This is a genomic window from Acuticoccus kalidii, from assembly GCF_021556395.1.
In the GTDB taxonomy this organism is placed as follows: domain Bacteria; phylum Pseudomonadota; class Alphaproteobacteria; order Rhizobiales; family Amorphaceae; genus Acuticoccus; species Acuticoccus kalidii.
On sequence record NZ_JAKGCS010000005.1, the window covers coordinates 135,662 to 158,627 of the forward strand.

Sequence of the window (22,966 nt, forward strand, 5' to 3'; positions counted from 1 at the left end):
TCGCGCGTATTGATCGAGATCACTTGCGTGCGGAGTAATGGAATTGAGCGTAGCCCAACGGTGTCGGGTGGTGGCGGCGACGGCGCTAATCGCCTGCGTCAGCGTGCCGAACACCGCGGCCGCGTTTGAGATCTTTGGGATACGTCTTTTCGGCGGCGAGCCCGAGGAGCCGCCGTCTCCCGATGCCGTCAGCTACAAAGTCGATCTCAGCGTCGCGCCGGATGACGGTCTCGAAAAGACGCTGCGGGGCGCCTCGCGTCTGATCGACGAGGAAAAAGAGCCGAGCCCGGGCGCGGCGGCGCTGCTGTCCCGTGCGCGCGGCGATTATCAGCGCCTTCTCGGCACGCTCTATGGCGCGGCCCGCTACGGCCCGACGATCTCGATCCAGGTCGACGGGGAGGAGGCGGCGAACATTCCGGTCGACGCGCAGTTCGGCGACACCGCCGACGTGAACATCTCCGTCGATCCCGGCCCGCTCTTTCATTTCGACAATATCGATATCGTCAACGCCGCCGGCGAGGTGCCGGAGCACTATAACAGCAAGGTGCCGCGGACGCCGGCCGAGCTCGGTCTCGTGACCGGCGGGCAGGCGAATTCCACCATCGTCCTGGCGAGCGAGGCGGCGCTTGTCGATCGCTGGCGCTACAAGGGCTATCCGAAGGCCGCGATCGCGAATCGCAATGTCACGGCGAATCACCGCAACTCGACGGTGGACGTGGGCATTCGCGTCGATCCGGGCCGGCTCGCCACCTTCGGCGACACGTCGGTGTCGGGCACGCAGTACATGGACCCGATGTTCGTCGCCTATTATGCGGGCATCACGCCGGGCGAGACCTACGATCCCGACCAGATCGACCGGGCGCGCGATCAGCTGCGCCGGCTCGAGGTGTTCCAGGCGGTCCGCATCCTGGAGGGGGACGAGATCCTGCCCGACGGGTCGCTTCCGATGTCGATCGAGGTCGCGGAGCGCAAGCGGCGCGTCTATGGCGGCGGCGCATCCTATTCGACGGTGGACGGCATCGGCCTCGAGACCTATTGGCGCCACCGCAACCTGTTCGGCCGCGCCGAGAAGCTGAATCTCGAGGCGAGCGTCGGCGGCATCGATGCCAATGATCCGGACGAGTACAACTATCGCGTCGCTGCGACCTTCATCAAACCAGGCGTCTTCAACCCCTATACGGATTTCTCGACGACGATCTTCGGCGAGCAGGATTCGCCCGACACCTATCGCGCCCGCGTCGTCGGTGGCCGGCTCGGTCTCACACGGCGGATCGGCCAGCGGCTGACCGTGTCCGGCTTCCTGTCCGGCGAATATTCCTCGATCGACCAGACCACGGTCGGCGACGGCGACTTCGTCTTCCTCAGCACGCCGCTGACGGCGAAATATGACGGCTCGAACAGCGCGTTGAACCCCACGCGCGGCTATCGCGTCGATGCGGCGTTCGAGCCGTTCTATGAGGCGAACCATCACAATGTCGGCGCGATCTCCCAGCTTCAGGGGACGGTCTATATCCCGATCACCTCCGAGCGCTTCGTGCTTGCCGGGCGCGCGTCGGCCGGGTCGATCGTCGGCGCGCCGCTTCAGGAAGTGCCGGCCAACAAGCTCTTCTTCGCCGGTGGCGGCGGCTCGATCCGCGGCTATCCCTATCGCGGTGTCGGCCCGATCGACCGCAATGGCGACGTGATCGGCGGTCGCTCCTATTTCACCGCCTCCGTCGAGGCGCGCGTCGGCGTGACGCGCAATATCGGCATCGTGCCCTTCCTCGACATGGGCAACGCCTTCCGCGACGAGTTCCCGAACTTCTCCGAGCCGATGCGCTTCGGCGCCGGCGTCGGCCTGCGCTACAATACCGGCGTCGGCCCGATCCGCCTGGACGTCGCCGTTCCCCTCGATCCGTTGGAAGGCGACCCGAACGTCGCTTTCTATATCGGCATCGGCCAAGCCTTCTGATCGGAGGAAATGCGGTGAAAAAGCTCCTCCTGACGCTCCTGGTCCTGAGCCTCACCTCCGTCGGCTTCGCGGTCGCGCAGGACGATGCGGAAAAGTCCCGCTTCGTTCGCTTCGTGGAACGGCAGATCTCGACGCCCGACCGGCAGATCAGCCTCGGTCAGATCAACGGCGCGCTCTCCTCCGACGTGCGCATCTCCTACATCACCATCGCCGACCGCGAGGGCGTCTGGCTGCGCATCAACGACGTGCACATGGTGTGGTCGCGCCTCGCGCTGCTGCGCGGCCGTCTGTCGATCAACAGCCTCGAAGCCTCCTCGATCGACATCACCCGCACGCCGCTCCCCAACGAGAACGACCAGCCGCTCGAAGAGGGCGCGGAGTTCGCCGTGCCGGAGCTTCCGGTCTCTGTCCTCCTTGAAAAGCTCGCCGTGCCGGAGGTGAAGATCGCGGAAGGCGTCATCGGCCCGGCCGCGGATCTCAGCGTCGACGGCAGCATCCGCCTCGGCAGCGGCGATCTCGAGGCCAAGCTCGACATCGAGCGCCGCGACCGGCCGGGAACGCTCGCGATCGACACGAGCTTCAGCAACTCCTCCCGTCAGCTCGCGATCGACGTCGTCGTCTCCGAGCCGGCCGACGGCGTCCTCGCCAACGCGATGTCGATCGAAGGCAAGCCGCCGATCGTCTTCGAGGTGAAGGGCGAAGGCCCGCTCTCCGATTTCGTCGCGCAGATCCGCCTCGACGCCGATCAGCGCACGCTGGTGTCGGGCACGACGACGCTGACCCAGTCGAATGGCGGCCTGCGCGCCCTCGTCGACATCGAGGGTGATCTCTCGCCGCTCGTTGCGAACCTTTACGATCCGCTGGTGGCCGGCGGCTCGCGCGTGAAACTCGACCTCATGCGCCAGGACAGCGGCGCGATGGAGATCTCCGAGGGCTCGCTCGAAAGCGGCGTCGCCTCGCTGACCTTCGCAGCGTCGGTCGGCGCCGATGGCGTCCCCACGCGTCTGTCGGTCAAGGGCGATATGCGCGGCCAGGACGGCGGGCCGATCGCGCTGCCGGGCGGTGGCGGCGACGCGACGATCCGCGAAGCGACCATCGATATCGGCCTCGGCGGCAACCAGGGGGACGCCTTCAACGCGACGATCGCGTTCACCGATCTCGACACGCCGACGATCAGCACCCCGAGTGCGCGCATCGAGGCGACCGGCACGGCCGCGAACCTGTCTGATGCCGCGAACCGCGTCGTCACCTTCAAGGTGACGGGCGGGGCGGACGAGCTGAATTCCGACGATGGCGGCATCGCCGACGCCATCGGCACGGCGATCAACCTCAACGCATCGGGCCGTTGGCAGACCGGCCAGGCCGTCTCGATCGACGTCGCGGAGATTTCGTCCGACAATCTGAGCGCGAGCTTTCAGGGGACGGTCGGCGACGCGGTCGACGGCAATTATCGGCTGACCGCCGCCAATCTCGCCGCCTTCTCGGGGATCGCGAACCGCGAGCTCGGCGGCTCGATCGATCTCGGCGCGCAGGGCACCATCGGTTTCGACGGCACGCTGTCGCTCGCGATCGACGCCCAGACCGACAATCTCGCCGCCGGCATCGAAGCGGTCGACGGGCTTCTCGCCGGGACGACGACGCTGACGGGCCGCGCCGCGAAGACGGCTGACGGCTTCTCCTTCGAGGCCTTCCGGGTCGCGAACGATCAGCTCGACGTCACCGTCGACGGCGACGTCACCGAGGCGGTCGCCGATCTCAAGGCCGAGGCGGCGCTCGCCGACCTTTCGGCGGTGAGCGACAAGGCGTCCGGCCGGATCGAGGCCAATCTCACCATCTCCGGCCAGCCCTCCAATCCCACCATCGCCGCGCGCATCACGAGCCCCGTGCTCACCCTCGACCAGCAGGAGCTGCGCGAGCTCGACGTCGCGTTCGACGGCACGTTCGATCGCGACAGCGCGATCCAGGGCGACGTCGACGGCACCCTCGCGGTCAGCGGCACGTTCCAGAACGAGCCTCTGCGCCTCAACACGCGGCTCGATACCGGCGATGGCCTGCGCGCGCTGCGCGGCCTCATCATCGAGATTGCGGGGGCGACCGCGGAAGGGTCGATCGCGCTGCGCAATACGGGCCTCGTCGAAGGCGATCTCCTGCTCGACGTCCCGGACCTCGCGCGGCTCGCCCCGCTCGCCCTCACCGAGGCCGAGGGCAGCCTGTCGGGCACCGTGCAGCTCTCGATCAATGACGGTCGCCAGGGCGTCGATCTCGACGCGGAGGCACGGCAGATCTCCGTCGCGGGCGTCTCGCTCTCCTACGCCGATATCGATCTTGCGGTCGACGACGCGCTCGGCATTCCTTCCCTCGACGGGACGGCGAACGTGCGCACCCTCAAGGTCGCCGGGTTCGATATCCGCACCGCCGACCTCACGGCGCGGCGGGACGGGGAGGCGACCAACCTCAATCTCAGCGCCGATCTCGGCACCGGCACGCTGTCCGCCAATGGCAGCCTCGCCCGCTCCGAAGGCGGCTTTACCGCCGGACTCGAGTCCTTCCTCCTCTCACGGGACGGTTTCGCCGCGCGGCTCAGCGCGCCGACCACGGTGACCGTCGCGAGTGGCACCGTCACGATCGGCGACACGAACCTGTCCATCGGCGACGGGTCGGTCTCGGTCGCCGGCACGCTGGGCGACGATCTCGACCTGCGGGCCCAACTCGCGCAGCTCCCTCTGTCGATCGCGAACCTCGTGCGCGCCGATCTCGGCGTCGGGGGCACCGTTTCGGGCGACCTCACTTTGTCCGGCACGCGCTCCGAGCCGACGGCGAACGCCTCACTCACGGCGACCGGCGTCACCGCCGCGATGCTGCGCGATCGCGGGATCGCGCCGCTCAACCTGTCGGCCGATGCCTCTTATGCTGACGGCACCGCGACCATCCGCCAGTTCGAGACACGGATCGGCAGCGGCGAGATCATCGCCTCCGGCACCGTCGGCGAGACGCTCGACCTCACCGTCGACATGACGACCTTGCCGCTCGCCCTCGCGAACGCCTTCGTCCCGAATTACGACATTTCCGGCACCGCCTCCGGCAAGGCGACGGTGACGGGCTCGCTCGACGATCCGGCCGCCGATTTCGACCTTCGCGTCGACAACGCCAACGCGGCGCCGCTGCGCGCCTCGGGCGTCGGCGCGGTCAATGCGCGCGTCGCGGGCCGCTATGCCGACGAGTCGGCGACGCTCTCCACCGCCGAGGTGCGGATCGGCTCCGGTCTCATCACCGCGACCGGCACCGTCGGCAGCCGGCTCGACGTGACCGCGCGGCTCCAGAACCTGCCGCTCGCGGTGGCGAACGGCTTCCAGTCCGATCTCGGCCTTTCCGGCACCCTGTCGGGCGAGGTGCAGGCGAGCGGCTCGATCGAGCGGCCGCAGGTGCGGTTCCGCGTCGATGCGCCGTCGGTCTCGGCCGCGGCGCTCAACGGCTCCGGGGTGGGCATGATCTCGCTGACCGCCGCCGGCACCTTCGACCGCGGCACCGTCAGCATCTCGAATGCGCTGGTCCGCGCCGGCGGCGGCGAGGTGCGCGCGACGGGCAGCGTCGGCCGCCGTCTCGATCTCAACGTGAACCTGTCGAACCTTCCCGTGGCGCTCGCCAACGCCGTGCAGCCCGATCTCGGCCTCACCGGCCGCCTCAACGGCCAGGCCCAGGCGCGCGGCTCGGTGGAGAACCCGCAGGCGACCTTCTCCCTCGGCGTCGACGGCTTCTCCTCGACCCAACTCGCCAGCGTGAATGTCGGCCCGCTGACGATCCGCACCGAAGGCCGGTTCGCCAACAACCGGGTCGAGATCAGAAACGCCACCGCGAACGGCTCGGGCCTCAATGTGGAGGCGTCGGGAACGGTGCCGCTCGCCGGTTCCGGGCTCGATGTGCGGGTGCGCGCTGACGCCGCTCTCGTCATCGCCCAGCGCTTCCTCGCCGATCGCGGCACGCTCCTCAGCGGTCAGGTCGTCGCGGACGTTCGCGTTACCGGCTCGCTCGACGCACCGAACATCAACGGCTCGGTGCGCGGCAGCGACATCACGGTGCGCGATCCCGACACCAGCTTCGTGATGACCAACGGCGCGATCGCCGCCAATCTCGACGGCAACCGTGTCGTTCTCGAACGCGTGTCGGGCAATCTCGGCGACGGGACGGTGGTCGTGTCGGGCACCGTCGGCCTCAATGACGGCTTCCCCGCCGACCTCACGATTACGGCCCGCAATGCGCGCTATGCCGATGGCCGGCTCTTCGCCATCATCTTCAACGGCGATCTCAGGGTGAACGGGCGCCTCACCGTCGATCCGGCGATCGTCGGCCGGGTGGACATCGACCGGGCCGAGATCACCGTGCCGGAAAGCCTCAACGGGACGACGGCGCTCATCGAGGTGAGCCATGTCGATCCCTCGCGGGCGGTGCTGGAGACGCTGCGCCGCGCGAAGGCGGGCCCCTATGCGAACGTGCAGGAGGGGGGCGCATCGGGCTCCGGTGTCCAGCTCGACGTGACGATTTCCGCGCCGCGCCGCCTCTTCGTCCGCGGCCGCGGCATCGACGCCGAGTTCGGCGGCGAGCTGCGCGTCACGGGTCCGTCGAACAACATCGCGCCGGTCGGCCGGTTCGACCTCATCCGCGGCCGGCTCAACATCTTGAACCAGCGCATCGTCTTCACCGAAGGCTCGGTGACGCTGCTCGGCGATCTCGATCCGACGATCCGCCTCGTCGCGGAAACCCGCAAGGGCGATGTCGTCGTGCGGGTCACCGTGTCCGGCCAGGCGAGCGATCCGACGGTCGAGTTCAGCTCCGAGCCGGATCTGCCGCAGGACGAAGTCCTCGCGCAGCTCCTCTTCGGGACGAGTATCGAAGATCTGTCCGCCTTCCAGCTCGCACAGCTCGCCGCGGCCGTGGCCGAGCTCGCCGGCGGTGGCGGTGGTCCGAACATCCTCGAGCAGGTCCGCGTCTTCTCCGGGCTCGACAATCTCGAGATCGTCACCACGGAGGATGGCGGCACTTCGGCGCAGGCCGGCCGTTACATTGCCGACAATGTTTATCTCGGTGTGCGGGCCGGCGCGGAGTCCTCCGGCGTCACGCTGAACCTCGATGTGACGCGAAACCTCAGAATTCGCGGGGAGGCCATGACCGACGAAACGTCGATCGGTGTTTTCTACGAACGAGAGTATTAGGATTTTGAAAGATTAGATTTATTCCAGCTCAAACTGGATAAGCCGACAGATTGGTTTTAGTTGAATTCTTGATTTTTTCGGCGATGTTGACCGGTCTATTGCATAGCGATACCTCCCCGCGCAACGAAATCGAGCAGGGGAAGTTTCCATGCAACGGCACCTTCTGTCCGCCATTGCCCTGATCGCGATGGCCTCGCCGGCCTTCGCGCAGGGAGAGGTGAACATTTATTCGTCGCGTCACTACGACACCGACGACGCCCTCTATAGCGACTTCGAGGAAAGCACCGGCATCACCGTGAACCGGATCGAGGACGACGCGAACGTCCTCATGGAACGGATGCGGTCGGAAGGTGAGCTCGGCGCGGCGGACGTCTTCATCACCGTCGACGCGGCGCGCATCGCCATCGCCGACAATGGGGGCCTGCTCCAGCCGATGGGGTCTGAGGTCGTCAACGAAAAGGTGCCGGCCGAGCTTCGCAGCGCGGACGACAATTGGACCGCGATCTCGACCCGCGCCCGCCTGATCTTCTTCGACAAGGACGGCGTCGAGAACCCGCCCCAGACGTACCAGGATCTCGCCGATCCGCAGTATGAGGGGATGATCTGCACGCGCTCTTCGTCGAACACCTACATGCTCTCCCTGCTCGGCTCGATCATCGCCCATGAGGGCGAAGAGGCCGCGCGCGAATGGGCCGAGGGCGTGAAGAACAACCTCGCCCGCGATCCGCAGGGCGGCGACACCGATCAGCTTCGCGGCATCATCTCCGGCGAGTGCCCGATCGCGGTGGCGAACCACTATTATTATGCGCGCGGTCTGCGCAACGAGGTGGCCGGCCTCACCGAGGGCATCGATCAGATCGGCATCGTCTTCCCGAACCAGGAGACCACCGGCACGCACGTCAACATCTCCGCCGCCGGGATCGCGGCGAACGCCCCGAACGTCGACAATGCGCGGGCCTTCATCGAGTATCTTCTGACGCCGCGCGCGCAGGAGCTGATCGCCAACGGCAATGACGAGTATCCGGTCGTCGAGGGCGTCGAGGCGGCGCCTGAAGTTCTGGAGCTCGGCGATTTCAAGCGCGACGAGCTCAATGTCGGCGAGTTCGGCAACTTCTCCGACGAGGCGCAGCGCATCTACAACGAAGTCGGCTACAAGTAAGCCGCCTGCGACATTATCGGCCGCGGCCGATCGAGACGCGCCGTCCCTCTCGATGAGGGGCGGCGTTTTATTGCCAGTCCCCCGCAATTTGGACCCATGCCATTGACGGCGCCGCCCCAACGGCGACGATGGTCCGAACAAAATTGCCGCTCCTCGTTCGGGGAGCGGTAATTTCTTGCAACATTCGAAGCGACTTCAGCCAAGCGACACCCGGATGGGGTAGCATGTGGCGAGTGGTCCAGCGCGCCGCCCCGCGGTGTCGCGACGTCGACGGAGGTGCCGTGAAGCTTCCCCCCTTGCAAGAGGAATTCGTCCTCCATTTCGGAGAGATGGGGTCGCGCTGGGGCATCAACCGCACGGTGGGCCAGATCTATGCGCTGTTGTTCGTCACCGAGCGGCCGTTGAACGCGGAGGAGATCACCGACCTTCTCGGCTTCTCGCGGTCCAACGTGTCGATGGGGCTCAAGGAGCTGCAGGGGTGGAATCTCGTCCGCCTCAAGCACTTCGCAGGGGATCGGCGGGAGTATTTCACCACGCCGAGCGATTTGTGGGAGATCGTTCGCACCCTGGTGGAGGAGCGCAAGCGCCGGGAGATCGACCCGACCCTCTCCAAACTGCGCGAATTGCAGCTTTCGGACGAGACGAGCACCGACGAGGTCTATGCCCGCCAGCGCATCGAGGAGCTGACCGGGCTGATCGAGTTGTTGACCGGCTGGTACAACGACATGAACCGGCTGGAGACGGAGCGACTCGTCCAGCTCCTCTCGCTGGGCGCGAAGGTGCAGGATCTCGTGTCGAAGGCCGGCCATGTCTTGCCCCTGTCGCGTCGCCGGAAGGGACAGGACGGCCCTGACAGAGACCTGCCCGGCGCCGACAAAGGCTGACCGCCGCGATCGGGCCGACACGGGCGACGTCCGCGAACCGTGTTGGCCGTTCGTGCGGACGAACCCCGCCTTGCCCATACTCAGGCACGTGTGCGCGAGGCGTCGATCTCGGCCGCGAGCTGCCGGCACTTGGCGCCCGCCCATTCGTGCGCGTCGGCACCGAACAGCAGCCGCCGCGCCGGGGAGGGAGACGACGCCTCGGCGACGATCAGCGCGGAAAGCGCCTCGGGATCGTTCTGCTGGGCGCCGTTCGCCTGCGCGATGAAGGCGCGGAACGCGGACACCGGCTCGGCATAGTCCGCAATGTCGATATCGCCTTGCCGCGCGGTGGACGGATTAAGGAAGTTCGTGCGCATCATCCCCGGTTCCACGATGAGGGAGCGGATGCCGAGCGGTGCGATTTCTTCCGCAAGGCCCTCCATCCAGCCTTCGAGCGCGAATTTGGACGCCGCATAGACCGACCCACCGGGATTCGAGACGAGGCCGTTCACCGACGAGATGGTCACCACGAGGCCCGAGCGCTGCCGGCGCATCGTGGGGAGCACCGCGCGCGCGACGTTCATCGCTCCGAAGAGATTGATCTCGAACTGCCGGCGCACGTCCTCCTGCGGGATCGTCTCGAACCATCCGAGCTGCGCGCGACCGGCGTTGTTGACCAGCACGTCGATCCGGCCGAACGCCGCGATGGCCGCATCATGCGCCCTCGCCGCCGCGCGGGGGTCGGTCACGTCGAGCGGGAGGACGAGCAGGCTGTTTTCCGCAGCGGACAGGCTTTCGCCCAGCCCCTCGATGGACCGGCTGGTCGCGACGACCTTGTCGCCGGCGGCCAATGCATCGCGGGCGAGCAGATATCCCAGTCCCCCGCCGGCTCCGGTGATGAACCATACCGTGTCGGTCATTGTCCGCTCCTCGTTCGTGGTGAGCGGATATTAGTGCATCGATGGAGTGGGCGATTAGGGGTTGGGAAATTGACGGATCAAGTAGTATGGCTACTGAATGGATCCGCGGATGTTCTCCGATCTCGTCATCTTCCACCGCGTTGCCGCTGAGCGCAGCTTCACCGCCGCGGCGCGCAGTCTCGGCGTAACCCAGTCCGCCGTCAGCCAGACCGTGAAGCGCCTCGAAGGCGAGCTCGGGGTCAGGTTGCTGTCCCGCTCGACGCGCAGCCTCGCTCCGACGGCGGCGGGTGAACGCCTGCTCGACACGCTCGTGCCGGTCATCGCGGAGCTCGATGCCGAAATCGAGGACCTTGAAAAGCTGCGCGAGCAACCGGGTGGGCGGCTGCGGGTGACGTGCGGAAAACATGCCGCCGCTACGCTCGTCTGGCCGGCCTTCTCGCGCCTGATGACGGCCCATCCCGAGATCGACGGCGAATTGAGCGTCGAGAACCGGCACGTCGATATCGTGGCCGAGCGGTTCGACATCGGGGTACGCTTGCGCGAGGATTTGGAGATGGACATGGTCGCCGTGCCGGTCGGGCGACCGCTGAGGGCGGTCGTCGTGGGCGCGGCGCGGTATCTCGATACCTGCGAGCCGCCGCGCACACCGCGCGAGCTCTCGGCGCATCGCTGCATCGGGTATAGAAATGCCGGAGGCACCCTGTCGCCGTGGTCGTTCGAGAAAGACGGGCGCGCCGAGACGGTGAAGGTCGCGCCGTCCGTCATCGTCAATGACGGTGACGCGCTCGTCGGAGCGGCCTCAGCGGGAATGGGCCTTGCTTATATGCTCGAGGACCTTGCCGCGCCCGCCCTGAAGGACGGCCGTCTCGTCGATGTGCTCGCCGACTGGTGTCCGCATTTTCCAGGCTATCACGCCTTCTATTCGAGCCGGCGCCAACCGACCCGCGCCTTTACCTTGTTTCTCGACCACCTACGGCAGGCAAGCCGGGAGCGGATCGACGGGTGAACCGCCCGTGCCCGCAGGCGACCCGGCCGACCATGTCGCGAGTGGGGCGCTCACGGTCTGGAGGCCTAAGTCGAGGCACAGCGAACCGGCACGCTTTGCGGACAAAAAAAACGGCCCCGCGTGGAGCCGTTCGATCCGTCAGCCGGGTCGTCCCCTCATGATCCGCCGGATGGTCCGGCGGATCCGTCGCGGCCTCAGGCCGGAGCGGCAAGCTGCTCCGAGGGCCGCTCCAATTCGCGCGATGCCTTGACGACGGCCTTCTGCACCTTCTCGAAGGCGCGCACCTCGATCTGACGCACACGCTCGCGCGAGACGCCGAACTCGGTCGACAACGCTTCCAAGGTCATCGGCTCTTCCGCGAGGCGGCGCATCTCGAAGATCCGCTTTTCGCGGTCGTTGAGGACGCCGAGCGCGTTCTTCAGGAGCTGACGGCGATTGTCGAGCTCTTCGTTCTCGGCGAGCACTTCTTCCTGGCTCGTCGTATCGTCAACCAGCCAATCCTGCCATTCGCCGGAATCGGCTTCCTGACGGATCGGTGCGTTGAGCGACGAGTCGCCCGAAAGCCGGCGGTTCATCGAGATGACGTCGGATTCGGGCACGTTGAGCTTCTTCGCGATCTGGGCGACCTGATCGGGACGGAGGTCCCCGTCATCGAGTGCCTGGATCGAGCTCTTCACCTTGCGCAGGTTGAAGAAAAGCCGCTTCTGGTTCGCGGTGGTCCCGAGCTTGACGAGGCTCCACGAACGCAAAATATACTCTTGGATCGCCGCCTTGATCCACCACATAGCGTAGGTGGCGAGGCGGAAGCCTTTCTCCGGGTCGAAACGCTTGACGGCCTGCATCAGGCCGACATTGCCTTCCGAAATGACCTCGGAGATCGGCAGGCCATAGCCACGATAACCCATCGCGATCTTGGCGACGAGACGCAGATGGCTGGTGACGAGTTTGTGGGCCGAATCGGAATCGTCATGCTCCAAGTATGCCTTGGCGAGCATGTACTCTTCCTGCGGCTCCAGCATCGGGAACTTGCGGATTTCGTCCAGATAGCGGGACAGCCCCGCCTCACCGGACGCGATCGCCGGCAGGGATTTGGCCATACGTATCCCTCCTATAACAAAAGTGCCTCCCGACATGCGGCGAGGCACGCGCGGTCCGAAGCACCGCCGGACCATGTGATTTGGTTACCATCGGGCCAAGATTCAAGCCTCCTCCCGGACGGGGAGGTTGGCAAGTGAAGATATGTTTATGTTCTGTGCCGGCTGCGCTGGTTCAACCACGCAGCGGCACCGCGCGTCATGCGCGCTCGCGTAATGCCGACAGGACGCGAGAAAGGTCCTCGGGAGGCGGGGCCTCGAAGACCATCGTTGTAAGTAAGAGCGGGTGAGAAAACGTCAAGTGCGCCGCGTGAAGCGCCTGCCGGCCGAGCGCGTCGAGCGCGGCGCGGGCCGTCTCGCCGAGCCGGTTCGCCTTGGTCGCGAAGCCTGCCCCATAAAGCGTGTCGCCGAGGAGAGGGTGACCGATCGCCGCCATATGGACGCGGATCTGATGGGTTCGGCCGGTTTCGAGCTCGCACGCGATGCGGCTCACCGTCCCGAGCACCTCTTCCATGCGATAATGCGTGATCGCGACTTTGCCGTCGCGGCGCACCGCAAAGCGCTGCCGGTCCCCGGTATGGCGGCCGAGAGGGCGGTCGACCGTGCCGCTGCGGGGCCACAGCTCGCCCCAGACGAGCGCGTCATAGCGGCGGCGGAGCGGCCCCGTGCGGCCGTGGTCGGCGAATTGGGCGGCAAGGCCCTGGTGCGCCGCGTCGGTCTTCGCGACGACCATCACGCCTGAGGTGTCCTTGTCGAGCCGGTGGACGATACCGGGGCGCATCACGCCGCCGATGCCCGACAGGCTGTCCCCGCAATGGTGGAGAAGCGCGTTCACGAGCGTCCCGCGCGCATGGCCGGCCGCCGGATGGACCACGAGGCCGGCCGGCTTGTTGATCACGATCAGCGCCTCGTCCTCGAAGAGAACGTCGAGCGGGATCGCTTCGGGCACCGGCGTCGCCGGTTCCGGCGGAGGCGGGACGAGGGTGAGGCGGTCGCCGACTGCGACCTTGCGCGAGGGGTCGGTCATCGTCTCGCCGTTGAGTTCCACGGCGCCAGCCCGTATCAGCGCCTGCACGCGGGTTCGGCTGAGGGAGTCCACCGCGGTCGCGAGGGCGGCGTCGGCCCGTCCCGCGCGATCCACCTCGATTGCCACCTCTTCGACCGACATTGCTTGAAACCGTCCTGGAGCGCTTGTGACCGATACCGAGAATGACGAGGAACTCGATCCCGCGATGGAAGCGGTCCGGCGCAAGCTCGTGCGCCTTCTGCTCATCTCGGGGGGCGTGATGCTGATCGGTTTCGCCGCCGTCATCCTCGCGGTCATCTACCGCGTCTCGGAGAGCACCACCAGTGCGCCGGTGGTGGAAGAGGTGAGCTTGCCGCTCGCGGCGGAGGAGGTGACGAACGCGGCGGTGACGGGTGACCGAATCGTCCTCACGATCGGTGGCGCGCAGCCGCGGATCGAAGTGCGCCGCCTGTCCGACGGCGCGCTCCTTCAGACGCTTACCCTCGACGGGCCGGCCGAGTAGCCGGCCCCTGAGATTCTAAGCGGGCCGGCCGACACGCCGGCCCGGTAGGCCTCAGACGGTCGCGTTGCCGTGCTGGACGACGACGGTTGTGCCGCTCGGCACGCGCTCATAAAGGTCGATCACGTCCTTGTTGAGCATACGGATGCAACCGGACGACATCGCCTGGCCGATCGAGAAAGGCTCGTTGGTGCCGTGGATGCGATAGAGCGTGTCGCGGCCGCCTTTGTAGAGGTAGAGCGCACGCGCGCCGAGCGGGTTGCTCGGTCCGCCTTCCATGCCGCCGGCCCACTTCTTGAGGCTCGGCTCGCGCTTGATCATCTGGCTCGGGGGCGTCCAGGTCGGCCACTGCGCCTTGCGGCCGACGCGCGCCTCGCCACCCCAGGCGAAGCCGGCACGGCCGACGCCGATGCCGTAGCGGATGGCGGTCGTCTCGTCGACGATGAGGTAGAGGTGACGCGTGCCGGTGCTGACGATCAGCGTGCCGGGCTTATAGCGGCCCGAATGATCGACATATTGCCGATGGAATTCTTTCGGGATCTTGTTCATGTCGACGGTGGGCACCGGGAAGGCTTCCCGCTCGGGCGAGCCGAGCTGCGGAACCGGCCGATAACCGAGCGTTGCGGCCTGAAAGCTCGCTCCGTCGGCGACGCAACCCGCCAAGGCGGCGGTCGCCGTCGTCACCCCGAGGGCGACGAACGCCCTCCGGCTCATGTCAGTGTGGCTTTTCGACATTTCCCCTCGATCCCTCGGCCCATGGCATTCGGCAAGCGCAGGGCCGACGGGCCCGTGCATCGATTGAACTTGCGAAAAAGCACAGGCATCTCAAGCGCGGGGCTTGCCCTATCAAGGGTTCGTGAGCGCCGGAGCGTCATGGCGTCGCTGGGTGTGCCCCGAACAACACGAAAGTGACCGCAGCACCAGCAACTTAGAGGCTTCGCGGACGGCGTCCGGCGGGCCGGACGGTCCGACTCGCGCCCTTAATCGGTGAGCGTGTTCTTCTCGATGACGCCGTCCTTCATGATGATCTTGAAGCTGTTCTCGGGATCGGCGATCAGCGCGATATCCTCGAGCGGGTTCCCGTCGACGAGGAGGAGGTCGGCGAACGCGCCTTCCTCGACGACGCCGAGCTTGCCGGGATAGGGGTTGCGCGGACCGGAGAGGGCAAGAAGCTCGGCGTTCGTGCCTGTCGCCATCGCGAGGGCTTCGGCGGGCGTATACCAGCGCACAAGCGAGGCGAGGATCGCGCCCTGGCTCCGGGCGAGTTCGCGGGAGAACAGAACGTCCGTCCCGAACGCCGTCTTGATGTTGTAGGTCTTGGCGAGTTCGTAAGTCCGGTCGATCCCCGGCCACACTTCGTCCGCCTTCGCGCGCTGCACCGATCCTTCCGGGAAGCCGAGCCGCAGCGCCTCAGGCAAAGGCTGCGGACTCAGCCAGATTCCATGCTCGGCGATCGCCTGTGCCGTCGCGTCGTCCATCAGGAAGCCGTGCTCGATGCACTTCACCCCGGCTTCGATCGCCCCCTCGATCGCATCGATGGTGAAGGCGTGGACCGTGACGTAGGTCCCCCAATTGTCGGCGATCTCGACCGCGGCGCGCAGCTCGTCGGGCGTGAAGGTCGTGACGTCGATCGGGCTATGGGGGGAGGAGACGCCGCCGCCGGCCGTCAGCTTGATCTGCGTCGCGCCCAGCATGAATTGCTCGCGCACGCGAAGCCGCACCTCGTCCGGGCTGTCGGCGAGCATGCTGCCGCCCACCACCTCCATCCGCGAGTGCGCGTCACCGAGACCGCGCGGCAGCTCGGTGACCTGGCGGAAATCGCCGTGTCCGCTGGTGGTCGTGATCATCGCGCCGGACGGATAGATGCGCGGCCCCTGGACGAGGCCCTCGTCGATCGCCCGCTTGAGGCCGAATGCCGGACCGCCGACATCGCGCACCGTGGTGAAGCCGCGCATCAGCGTGGCGGTCGCCTCGTCGGCGGCGACGATGGCGTTGTAGCTGACATCGCCGAGCGCCTCCATCGGCGTCACGGAGGCGAGCATCGTGTGCCAGTGGGCGTCGATGAGGCCGGGCATCAGGACGCGTCCATCGCCGGCGATGCGCTCCGCCCCGTCGGCGTCCACGGGCTCGGCCGAGATTGTCGCGATCAGGCCGTCTTCGACGAGGACGTTCATCGGCGGGGTGAGGTCCGCACCCGTTCCGTCGAAAATCCGTACATTCTCGAAGAGGACGGCGTCCGCCTCGGCGGTCGCGCACAGGGTGAGGAGCGTCGCCGCGACCAGCGAGGTGCGCCGGAGGGCGCGCGGGATCGCGCCGGCGCGTGCGTGTGCTCGGGTGTGCGAGAGGAGCCGGGCGACGGCCGATCGCGGATGCGTCGTTCGGCCGGTCGGGCTCGCGGTGCTGGAATGGGATGAATGGCTCATGGTCTGACGTCCCCCGCCGGATCGGTTGCGATGCCGCGATATGCGTGGTTCATTTCCATCGCTCCGAAGACACTATCGCATAGCATCCATGCTGATTGTGTTCTGGATGAGACCCGTCCGGCTCAGACAGCGCCACGCCGCACCCCAGCGGGCCAGTCGCTCCCGCGCACGGTGAGCGGAGGCTACGGAGGCGCTGCAATCGCACGCCGCTGCGCTCTTGGCGCGGCCGGCCGTGTCGGCGCATGGTGGCATCGCTTACCGCCGGAAGGGACCGAATGGACGTCCTCCTCATCAATCCGAACACCAACGACGACACGACGGCGAAGATGGTGGCGATCGCCGCCGCCGCGATGCCCGACCTTCGCTTCTTGGGGCGGACGGCGCCGTTCGGGCCGAACATGATCGTCGAGCCGATCGCGCTTGCCGAAAGCGCGCGTGCTGTTGAGGTGATGGCGCAGGATGTGGGCGGCGCCGCCGGGGTGATCGTCGCCGCGTTCGGTGATCCGGGCCTCGATGCGGTGCGGGCGCGGCTCGACGTTCCGGTGATCGGGATCGGCGAGGCGAGTATCCTCGACGCCGCCCGCGACGGCCGCCGCTTCGCGATTGCGACGACGACGCCCGCTCTCGTCGATCCGATCGCTGCCCGTGTCGCGCATTATGGCTGCGCCGGCTCCTTTGCCGGCACCTTCCTCACGCCGGGGGATCCGAATGCGATCGTGGCCGATCCCGGTCTTCTCGCCGATGCGCTGACGGCGGCGGCCCGGCGGGCGATCGCCGAAGGCGGGGCCGAAGCGGTGATCATCGGCGGCGGGCCGCTCGCTGCGGCGGCGCATGTGATCTCCACCCGGCTCGGTGCAGCGATCGTCGAGCCGATCCCGGCCGCCGCGCGCCTGATCGCGGAGCGCCTCTCGGTCTAGGCCGCTTCGGGCGTTCGCGCCGGGAGCACCATCTCCGACTGGCCGCGCTCGAGGACGCAGGCGACGCGCCGTCCCGGTCCGGGCCGGAAGACCGGCGGCAGCGCCTCGAGGCATTCCTCGCGCGCGTGGGCGCACCGCGGGGCGAAGGCGCAATTGTTCGGCCGCGCGTCGAGCGGCGGCGGCGATCCGGGGATGGAGGCGAGCGACGTGCCGCGCGTCGCACCGTGAAGGTTCGCCGCGAGGAGGCCCTTGGTGTAGGGATGGCGCGGATCCTTGATGATCTCTGAGACCGTGCCCTCCTCGACGATATTGCCCGCATACATCACCGCGATGCGGTCGGAGATCTCCACCGCGACGCCGATATCGTGCGTGACGAAGACGATCCCCATGCCGAACTCCTTCTGAAGCTCGCGCAGAAGGAGCAGCACCTGGATCTGCACCGTCGCGTCGAGCGCGGTGGTGGGCTCGTCGGCGAGGAGGAGCTTCGGCCGGCAGGCGAGGGCGAGCGCGATCATCGCCCGCTGCCGCATGCCGCCCGACATCTCGTGCGGGTAGTTGCGCAACCGCCGCTCGGGGGAGGGGATGCGCACGCGCGTCAGCATGTCGAGCGCGATGTCCATCGCCTTGGTGCGCGAGACACGGTCGTGCCGGCGCACCGCCTCGGCGATCTGATCGCCGATCGTGTAGACTGGATCGAGCGCCAGCATCGGCTCCTGGAAGATCATCGACACGGCCTTGCCGCGATAGTCCGACAGGCGCCGCCCGGTGAGCGCGGTAACGTCGATCCCGTCGACGGTCATCGTGCCGCCGATCTCGGTTCGCTTTTCCGGCAGGAGCTTCAACAGCGCCTTCAGCGTGACGCTCTTGCCCGAGCCCGATTCACCCAGGATCGTGATGACTTCCCCCGGCTGGAGCGTGAGGTCGAGCCCGTTGACGGCGTGCACCGTGCGCTCGCCATGAAAGCGGACCGTGAGGTCCCTGATCTCCATCAAAGGGCTCATTCGGCGGCCTCGTTGATCAGCGTGGGCGCGGCGCCGGCCTTGGTGTGGCCGGAGGCCTCGTCGAGCATGTGACAGGCGGCGAGGTGGGAGGCGATGCCGGCGACGACGCTCGTCCGCGGCACGCTCTTGCCGCACACCGCCTCGGCATACTGGCAGCGGGTGTGGAAGCGGCAACCGGATGGCGGATCGATCGGGTTCGGCGGGTCGCCGGCGAGCGGTGGCTTTTCGGTCCGCGCGTCGGGGTCCATCGACGGCATCGCCGCGAAGAGAGCCGACGTATAAGGATGCGCCCGGCGCCGCCAAACCTCGTCGACCGGCCCGATCTCCACCACTTCGCCGAGATACATCACCATGATCCGATCGGCGACGAAGCGGACGACATTGAGATCGTGGGAGATGAAAACGTAGGTGAGGCCGAACTCGGCCTTGAGGTCGGCGAGGAGGTTCAGCACCTGCGCCTCGACCGATTTGTCGAGCGCCGACACCGCCTCGTCGAGGATCACGAGGCGCGGCTTCATCGCGAGCGCGCGGGCGATGTTGATGCGCTGGCGCTGACCGCCCGACAGCTCGTGCGGGTAGCGGCCGGCAAAGCGCGCCGGGGCGAGGCCGACGCGCTCCAACAAATCGTGCGCGAGGCGCCGGGCGTCGACCTTCGAAACGCCGCGCATCTTGGGACCGAAGGCGATGGTCTCCTCGATGGTGAGGCGTGGGTTCAGCGAGGCCCAGGAATCCTGGAACACCATCTGCACATCGTCCCACAGATCCTTGAGGCGCAGATCGCCGCCGAGCTTCTCCCCGTCGAGCACGATCTCGCCTTTGTCGAGGCCGATCAGGCCGACGAGGAGGCGTGCCGTCGTCGACTTTCCGCAGCCCGATTCCCCGACGATGCCGAGCGTTTCGCCCTTCTCGACGGTGAAGGTCACCCCGTCGACGGCACGCACGGCGCCCGCCGCCTTGCCGAACAGGCCGCCGCGCACGGGAAAGTGGCGGGTGAGATCGTTGGCGATGACGAGGGGCTGGGCCGGGCCGCCGCGATCGCGGGAGTTCTTTACCTCGCGCATGGCGTCAGTCCTTGATGTTCATGGCCGAGCGCAGGCCGTCTGAGAGGAGGTTGAGACAGAGCGAGGTCGCGAAGATCATCATGCCGGGCAGGGCGGCGATCAGCGGATCGATGTAGATCGCCGTGCGCAGCGTGTTGAGCATCAGGCCCCATTCGGGCTGTGGCGGCTTCACGCCGAGGCCGAGAAAAGACAGGCCCGCGGCGAGGATCATCGAGACGGACGTGAGGCTCGTCGCATAGACGAAGATCGGGCTCATCACGTTGCCGAGGACGTGGACGCGCACCACCGTCAGCGGATGGGCGCCGGAGATCCGCGCCGCGTCGACATATTCGAGCGAGCGCACCGAGGCGGTGACACTCTCCGCGACGCGCGTGATCGGCGGAATGAAGACGATCGTCAGCGAGACGAGGCTGTTGACGATCCCCGCGCCGAGCGCACCCGAGATCGCGATCGCGAGGAGGATCGACGGGAAGGCGAAGAATACGTCGACCGTGCGCATGATCGCCGTGTTGAGCGCGCCGCCAATATAGCCCGCGAGGATGCCGAGCGTCGTGCCGATCGCGAAGGCGAAGACGACCGGCAGGAGGCCGAGCATCAAGGTGAGGCGGCCGCCATAAATGAGCCGGGCGAGCATGTCGCGGCCGAGCTCGTCGGTGCCCAGAATGTGGCCCGGCGTGCCGACGGGCTTCAGCCGGGCGATCATCGATCCCTTGTAGGGGTCCGCCAGCGGCAGATAGGGCGCGAAGATCACGACGAGGAAGAGGAGGAGGAGGATCGCCCCGCAGACCATCGCGACCGGATCGCGCTTGAGGCGGGTGAAGACCCCGCGCCAATAGCCCTGGGAGCGGACGGGGACGGTGGTTTCGGCCTCGAGGCCGACGGTTCCGGGCGTCGCCTCGATGCGGGCGTCCATGCTGGCGCTCATGTCGGGTCAGCCTCTCTTGATGCGCGGGTCGACCAGCGGCTGGACGAGGTCGACGATGAGGTTGGCGAAGACGAAGAAGAGCGCGAGGACAAGGATCGTCCCCTGAAGAAGCGGCAGGTCGCGCTGGAAAATGGCGTTCGACAGGAGGAAGCCAGTGCCCGGCCAGTTGAACACCGTCTCGATCAGGATCGAGCCGCCGAGGAGGTAGCCGAGCTGAAGGCCGACGACCGACAGCGTCGTCGGCGTCACATTCTTCACGACGTGCTTCAGGATCTCGAAGCGGCCGAGACCCTTGGCCTTCAAGGCGTCGATGAAATCCTGCGAAAGCAGATCGCCGACGAGCGCGCGGACGGTGCGGGTGACGATCCCCATCGGCACGACCGCGAGGGTGACGGCCGGCAGGATAATATAGCGCAGGTGTTCGAAGTCCCATTTCCAGGCCGTCGAGCCACCGGGGCCGGCGCCGACGGACGGGAGCCAGCCGAGATTGACCGAGAAGATCACCACGAGGACGATCCCGAGCCAGTAATTCGGCACCGAGACGCCGGTGATCGACAGGGCCGTGACGGCGCGGTCGACGAGCGTGTCCTTGAAATAGCCGGCGATGAAGCCGAACAGGATGCCGAGCGGAAAGCCGATCATCGAGGCGAAGACGGCGAGGATCAGCGTGTTGCCGACGGCGCGGCTCACTTCGGCGGACACCTCGCGCCCGGTCGCGATCGACGTGCCGAGATCGCCCATCAGCGCCTTGCCCAGCCAGATCGCATATTGCACCGGCAACGGTCGGTCGAAGCCGTAGATGGCCATCATCTCGGCTTGCTGCTCGGCGGTCGCGTCGATCGGCATCACCGCGGTGAGCGGATCTCCGGGGGCGATGTGCACGAGGAGGAAGCAGATGACGCTGACCCCGAAGGCCACGGGGATGACGTAGGCGAGCCTTCTCAGTGTGTAGGTCAGCATCGCATGGGCGCTCCGTCGCTGTCGTAGGAAGCCACGGGCGGGGCGCCCGTGGCGGCGGCGGCATGGGCCGCTTTCGTGCGGATGGCGGTGGGAGGCCGTCGCCTCCCGCGTGGGCGGCGCGGCGCCGGAGCGCCGCGCGGGGCCCTTATTCCTCGATCGTGATCCCGGAGAAGTCCTGGAACCAGTTCTGCGCCTGGACGAAGCCCTTCACCTTCGGGCTCATGGCGCGAGGCGTCACGTCGTGGGTGACGAAGAGGAAGAGCGCGTCGTTGACGAACTTCTCGTGCGTCCGGCGCATCACCTCGTCCTGCTCGGCGGGATCGAAGGTTGAGCGGATCTCGGCGAAGAGCTCCTCCATCTCGGGGTCGCAATAGGAGCCCCAGTTCGTGCCGTTGGGCGGCGCGAGATCACAGGAAAGGTGCCGGATGAGGCCGGTGAACGGATCCTGGATGAAGTAGGAGAAGTTGATCGCGTTGGTCCCCATCGCGGACGGATCCTGCGCGCCGGCCCGCCAGATGTTGATCATCGTGTTCCACTCGACGACCTCGAACTCGACGTTGATGCCGACCTCGGCGAGGTTCTGCTGGATGAACTCGTTCATCGGCAAAGGCAGCATCTGACCCGACCCCGAGGAGGAGATCAGCGTCTTCACCGTGACCGGATTGTCGGGACCGAAGCCGGATTCGGCGAGGAGGGCGACGGCGGCTTCCGGGTCATAGGTGACGTCGAATTCGGGATTGCCGAACCATTGCGACGAGGGCGGCATGAAGCCCTTCGCCTTCACCATCAGCCCGCCGAGAAGCTGCTCGAGCCCGTCGCGGTCGACGGCGAGGTTCGCGGCTTTGCGCACGTTGATATCGTTCCAGGGGGAATCGTCATTGCGCGAAAAGTGCCAGGTCCAGTTGTGCGGAACGGTGTTGGAGACGATCTCGAACCCGTTGCCGCGGAGCGCCGGGACGATGTCGGGCGCGGGCGCCTCGATCCAGTCGACCTGGCCGGACATGAGGGCGGCCGAGCGGGCGTTGGGCTCGGGCAGCGGCAGGAGGACGAGCTTGTCGAGCTGAGGCACGCGGGCCTCGTCCCAATAGTCGGCATTGGGCACGAGTTCGGCGCGCTCGCGCGGCACGAATGTTTCGAGCTTCCAGGGCCCGGTGCCGGACGGTTTCGCCGCGACGGCCTCCCAGCTCTTGTCGAGGGCTTCCCAGTTGGCGGGCGAGGACATCATGATCCAGGCGAGCTGATAAGGCAGCGTCGCATCGGGCGTCTTGGTGACGATCTCGACCGTCAGCGGATCGACCACGCTGTAGCTCGCGATGGACGGGATGCGGCTCGCGCCCTGCGCGGCCTGGCGCGTGTCGTATTGCTCGCTCTCTTTGTCGAGGAGCTTGTCGAGATTCCAGACGACGGCCTCGGCGTCGAAGTCGCTGCCGTCGTGGAACTTGACGCCTTCGCGGAGCTTGAAGGTCCACTTGGTGCGATCCGCCTCGTCGGCGCTCCACTCGGTGGCGAGGCCCGGAATGAGGACGGACGGCTCGTCCGCGCTGGACAGATCCCAGTTGATGAGCGCGTCATAGACCGTATAGCCCATGAACCGCATGCCTTCGCCGCCCTGGTCGGTCTGGCCGGTGGTGAGCGGGATGTCGCTCGCGGTCATACCGATCCGCAGCGTTCCGTCGGCGAGTGCCGAGGTCGATAGAAGTACCGTCGCAGCGAGCGCAATGCTGGCACGTCGTAGCGTGCGTGGGAACATTATTGTGCCTCCCTCGGCCAATTCACGTAGGCGACGATCGGTTGATCGCCCGGCCCCGTTTCAAGCAACGCGCGTGCCACTTTGAGGCGAGTGCGCGGCGGCGAGCGGGCGGCCGTCGGGCGTCATGCCCGGTCGAGGGAGGGAGAACGGTTCGGCGCCGATGGCTAAGGCGCTGAATTCATGGAGGGTGTCGCGGTCGCGCC

17 protein-coding genes are annotated in these 22,966 nt (G+C 67.0%); 7 read left to right on the forward strand and 10 right to left on the reverse strand.

All coding sequences use genetic code 11. The annotated features are described in order from the left end of the window. The first annotated feature begins 43 nt into the window (after window positions 1–43). From L1787_RS00855 to L1787_RS00870, 4 genes are all read left to right on the forward strand, one after another. Window positions 44–1,951, forward strand: a complete 1,908-nt coding sequence (locus tag L1787_RS00855) for an autotransporter assembly complex protein TamA (protein ID WP_235706578.1) — start codon at window positions 44–46, stop codon at window positions 1,949–1,951. A 14-nt stretch (window positions 1,952–1,965) separates the two neighbouring features. Further along, on the forward strand, window positions 1,966–7,158 hold the full coding sequence (locus tag L1787_RS25910) for a translocation/assembly module TamB domain-containing protein (protein ID WP_235706579.1): 5,193 nt from the start codon (window positions 1,966–1,968) through the stop codon (window positions 7,156–7,158). Window positions 7,159–7,306: 148 nt separating this feature from the next. Beyond that, on the forward strand, window positions 7,307–8,317 hold the full coding sequence (locus tag L1787_RS00865; protein ID WP_235706580.1) for an extracellular solute-binding protein: 1,011 nt from the start codon (window positions 7,307–7,309) through the stop codon (window positions 8,315–8,317). A gap of 281 nt (window positions 8,318–8,598) precedes the next feature. Continuing rightward, window positions 8,599–9,201, forward strand: coding sequence for a GbsR/MarR family transcriptional regulator (locus L1787_RS00870; RefSeq protein ID WP_235706581.1), 603 nt, complete (start codon window positions 8,599–8,601; stop codon window positions 9,199–9,201). Window positions 9,202–9,281: 80 nt separating this feature from the next. Here L1787_RS00870 and L1787_RS00875 read toward each other — a convergent pair whose 3' ends face one another. Next, the gene (locus L1787_RS00875; RefSeq protein ID WP_235706582.1) at window positions 9,282–10,100 is read right to left on the reverse strand and encodes an SDR family NAD(P)-dependent oxidoreductase; all 819 of its coding nucleotides are present in this window, start codon (window positions 10,098–10,100) and stop codon (window positions 9,282–9,284) included. Window positions 10,101–10,197: 97 nt separating this feature from the next. Between L1787_RS00875 and L1787_RS00880 the strand changes: the two genes are divergently transcribed. Continuing rightward, window positions 10,198–11,106 carry a LysR family transcriptional regulator gene (locus L1787_RS00880; RefSeq protein ID WP_235706583.1) on the forward strand — a complete coding sequence of 303 codons (909 nt, stop codon included), beginning with the start codon at window positions 10,198–10,200 and terminating at the stop codon, window positions 11,104–11,106. 194 nt (window positions 11,107–11,300) lie between these two features. On the opposite strand, the gene rpoH is transcribed toward L1787_RS00880, so the two are convergent. Continuing rightward, window positions 11,301–12,203, reverse strand: a complete 903-nt coding sequence (gene rpoH / locus L1787_RS00885) for an RNA polymerase sigma factor RpoH (protein WP_235706584.1) — start codon at window positions 12,201–12,203, stop codon at window positions 11,301–11,303. Window positions 12,204–12,399: 196 nt separating this feature from the next. Next, on the reverse strand, window positions 12,400–13,368 hold the full coding sequence (locus L1787_RS00890; protein WP_235706585.1) for an RluA family pseudouridine synthase: 969 nt from the start codon (window positions 13,366–13,368) through the stop codon (window positions 12,400–12,402). A gap of 25 nt (window positions 13,369–13,393) precedes the next feature. Between L1787_RS00890 and L1787_RS00895 the strand changes: the two genes are divergently transcribed. After that, complete coding sequence (locus L1787_RS00895; protein WP_235706586.1) at window positions 13,394–13,729, forward strand: DUF6476 family protein; 336 nt, start codon at window positions 13,394–13,396, stop codon at window positions 13,727–13,729. Window positions 13,730–13,780: 51 nt separating this feature from the next. Here L1787_RS00895 and L1787_RS00900 read toward each other — a convergent pair whose 3' ends face one another. Both L1787_RS00900 and L1787_RS00905 read right to left on the reverse strand, forming a co-directional pair. Beyond that, window positions 13,781–14,461 (reverse strand): L,D-transpeptidase, encoded by a 681-nt coding sequence (locus tag L1787_RS00900; protein WP_235706587.1) that lies wholly within the window; start codon window positions 14,459–14,461, stop codon window positions 13,781–13,783. A 245-nt stretch (window positions 14,462–14,706) separates the two neighbouring features. Continuing rightward, window positions 14,707–16,149, reverse strand: a complete 1,443-nt coding sequence (locus tag L1787_RS00905; protein ID WP_235706588.1) for a metal-dependent hydrolase family protein — start codon at window positions 16,147–16,149, stop codon at window positions 14,707–14,709. A 275-nt stretch (window positions 16,150–16,424) separates the two neighbouring features. On the opposite strand from L1787_RS00905, the gene L1787_RS00910 reads away from it, so the two are divergent. Continuing rightward, complete coding sequence (locus tag L1787_RS00910; RefSeq protein ID WP_235706589.1) at window positions 16,425–17,066, forward strand: aspartate/glutamate racemase family protein; 642 nt, start codon at window positions 16,425–16,427, stop codon at window positions 17,064–17,066. Here L1787_RS00910 and L1787_RS00915 read toward each other — a convergent pair. From L1787_RS00915 to L1787_RS00935, 5 genes are all read right to left on the reverse strand, one after another. Beyond that, window positions 17,063–18,067, reverse strand: a complete 1,005-nt coding sequence (locus L1787_RS00915) for an ABC transporter ATP-binding protein (RefSeq protein WP_235706590.1) — start codon at window positions 18,065–18,067, stop codon at window positions 17,063–17,065. The two genes, L1787_RS00910 and L1787_RS00915, sit on opposite strands and share 4 nt — an antisense overlap. Continuing rightward, the gene (locus tag L1787_RS00920) at window positions 18,064–19,128 is read right to left on the reverse strand and encodes an ABC transporter ATP-binding protein (protein WP_235706591.1); all 1,065 of its coding nucleotides are present in this window, start codon (window positions 19,126–19,128) and stop codon (window positions 18,064–18,066) included. Before L1787_RS00920 ends, L1787_RS00915 begins: the two co-directional genes overlap by 4 nt. A gap of 4 nt (window positions 19,129–19,132) precedes the next feature. Continuing rightward, window positions 19,133–20,053 (reverse strand): ABC transporter permease, encoded by a 921-nt coding sequence (locus L1787_RS00925; protein WP_235706592.1) that lies wholly within the window; start codon window positions 20,051–20,053, stop codon window positions 19,133–19,135. 6 nt (window positions 20,054–20,059) lie between these two features. After that, a complete protein-coding gene (locus L1787_RS00930) occupies window positions 20,060–21,013 on the reverse strand; it encodes an ABC transporter permease (protein ID WP_235706593.1) in 954 nt (317 codons plus the stop codon). A gap of 145 nt (window positions 21,014–21,158) precedes the next feature. After that, entirely contained in the window at window positions 21,159–22,763 is a 1,605-nt protein-coding gene (locus tag L1787_RS00935) for an ABC transporter substrate-binding protein (protein ID WP_235706594.1), read from the reverse strand. Between the last annotated feature and the right edge of the window lie 203 nt (window positions 22,764–22,966).

What these genes read in the sequence shown, in the direction of transcription:
- L1787_RS00865 (WP_235706580.1), top strand. Translation starts at nt 7,307, where the DNA reads ATGCAACGGCACCTTCTGTCCGCCATTGCCCTGATCGCGATGGCCTCG.
- L1787_RS00875 (WP_235706582.1), bottom strand. Translation starts at nt 10,100, where the DNA reads ATGACCGACACGGTATGGTTCATCACCGGAGCCGGCGGGGGACTGGGA.
- L1787_RS00880 (WP_235706583.1), top strand. Translation starts at nt 10,198, where the DNA reads ATGGATCCGCGGATGTTCTCCGATCTCGTCATCTTCCACCGCGTTGCC.
- rpoH (WP_235706584.1), bottom strand. Translation starts at nt 12,203, where the DNA reads ATGGCCAAATCCCTGCCGGCGATCGCGTCCGGTGAGGCGGGGCTGTCC.
- L1787_RS00890 (WP_235706585.1), bottom strand. Translation starts at nt 13,368, where the DNA reads ATGTCGGTCGAAGAGGTGGCAATCGAGGTGGATCGCGCGGGACGGGCC.
- L1787_RS00900 (WP_235706587.1), bottom strand. Translation starts at nt 14,461, where the DNA reads ATGTCGAAAAGCCACACTGACATGAGCCGGAGGGCGTTCGTCGCCCTC.
- L1787_RS00905 (WP_235706588.1), bottom strand. Translation starts at nt 16,149, where the DNA reads ATGAGCCATTCATCCCATTCCAGCACCGCGAGCCCGACCGGCCGAACG.
- L1787_RS00910 (WP_235706589.1), top strand. Translation starts at nt 16,425, where the DNA reads ATGGACGTCCTCCTCATCAATCCGAACACCAACGACGACACGACGGCG.
- L1787_RS00915 (WP_235706590.1), bottom strand. Translation starts at nt 18,067, where the DNA reads ATGAGCCCTTTGATGGAGATCAGGGACCTCACGGTCCGCTTTCATGGC.
- L1787_RS00920 (WP_235706591.1), bottom strand. Translation starts at nt 19,128, where the DNA reads ATGCGCGAGGTAAAGAACTCCCGCGATCGCGGCGGCCCGGCCCAGCCC.
- L1787_RS00925 (WP_235706592.1), bottom strand. Translation starts at nt 20,053, where the DNA reads ATGAGCGCCAGCATGGACGCCCGCATCGAGGCGACGCCCGGAACCGTC.
- L1787_RS00930 (WP_235706593.1), bottom strand. Translation starts at nt 21,013, where the DNA reads ATGCTGACCTACACACTGAGAAGGCTCGCCTACGTCATCCCCGTGGCC.
- L1787_RS00935 (WP_235706594.1), bottom strand. Translation starts at nt 22,763, where the DNA reads ATGTTCCCACGCACGCTACGACGTGCCAGCATTGCGCTCGCTGCGACG.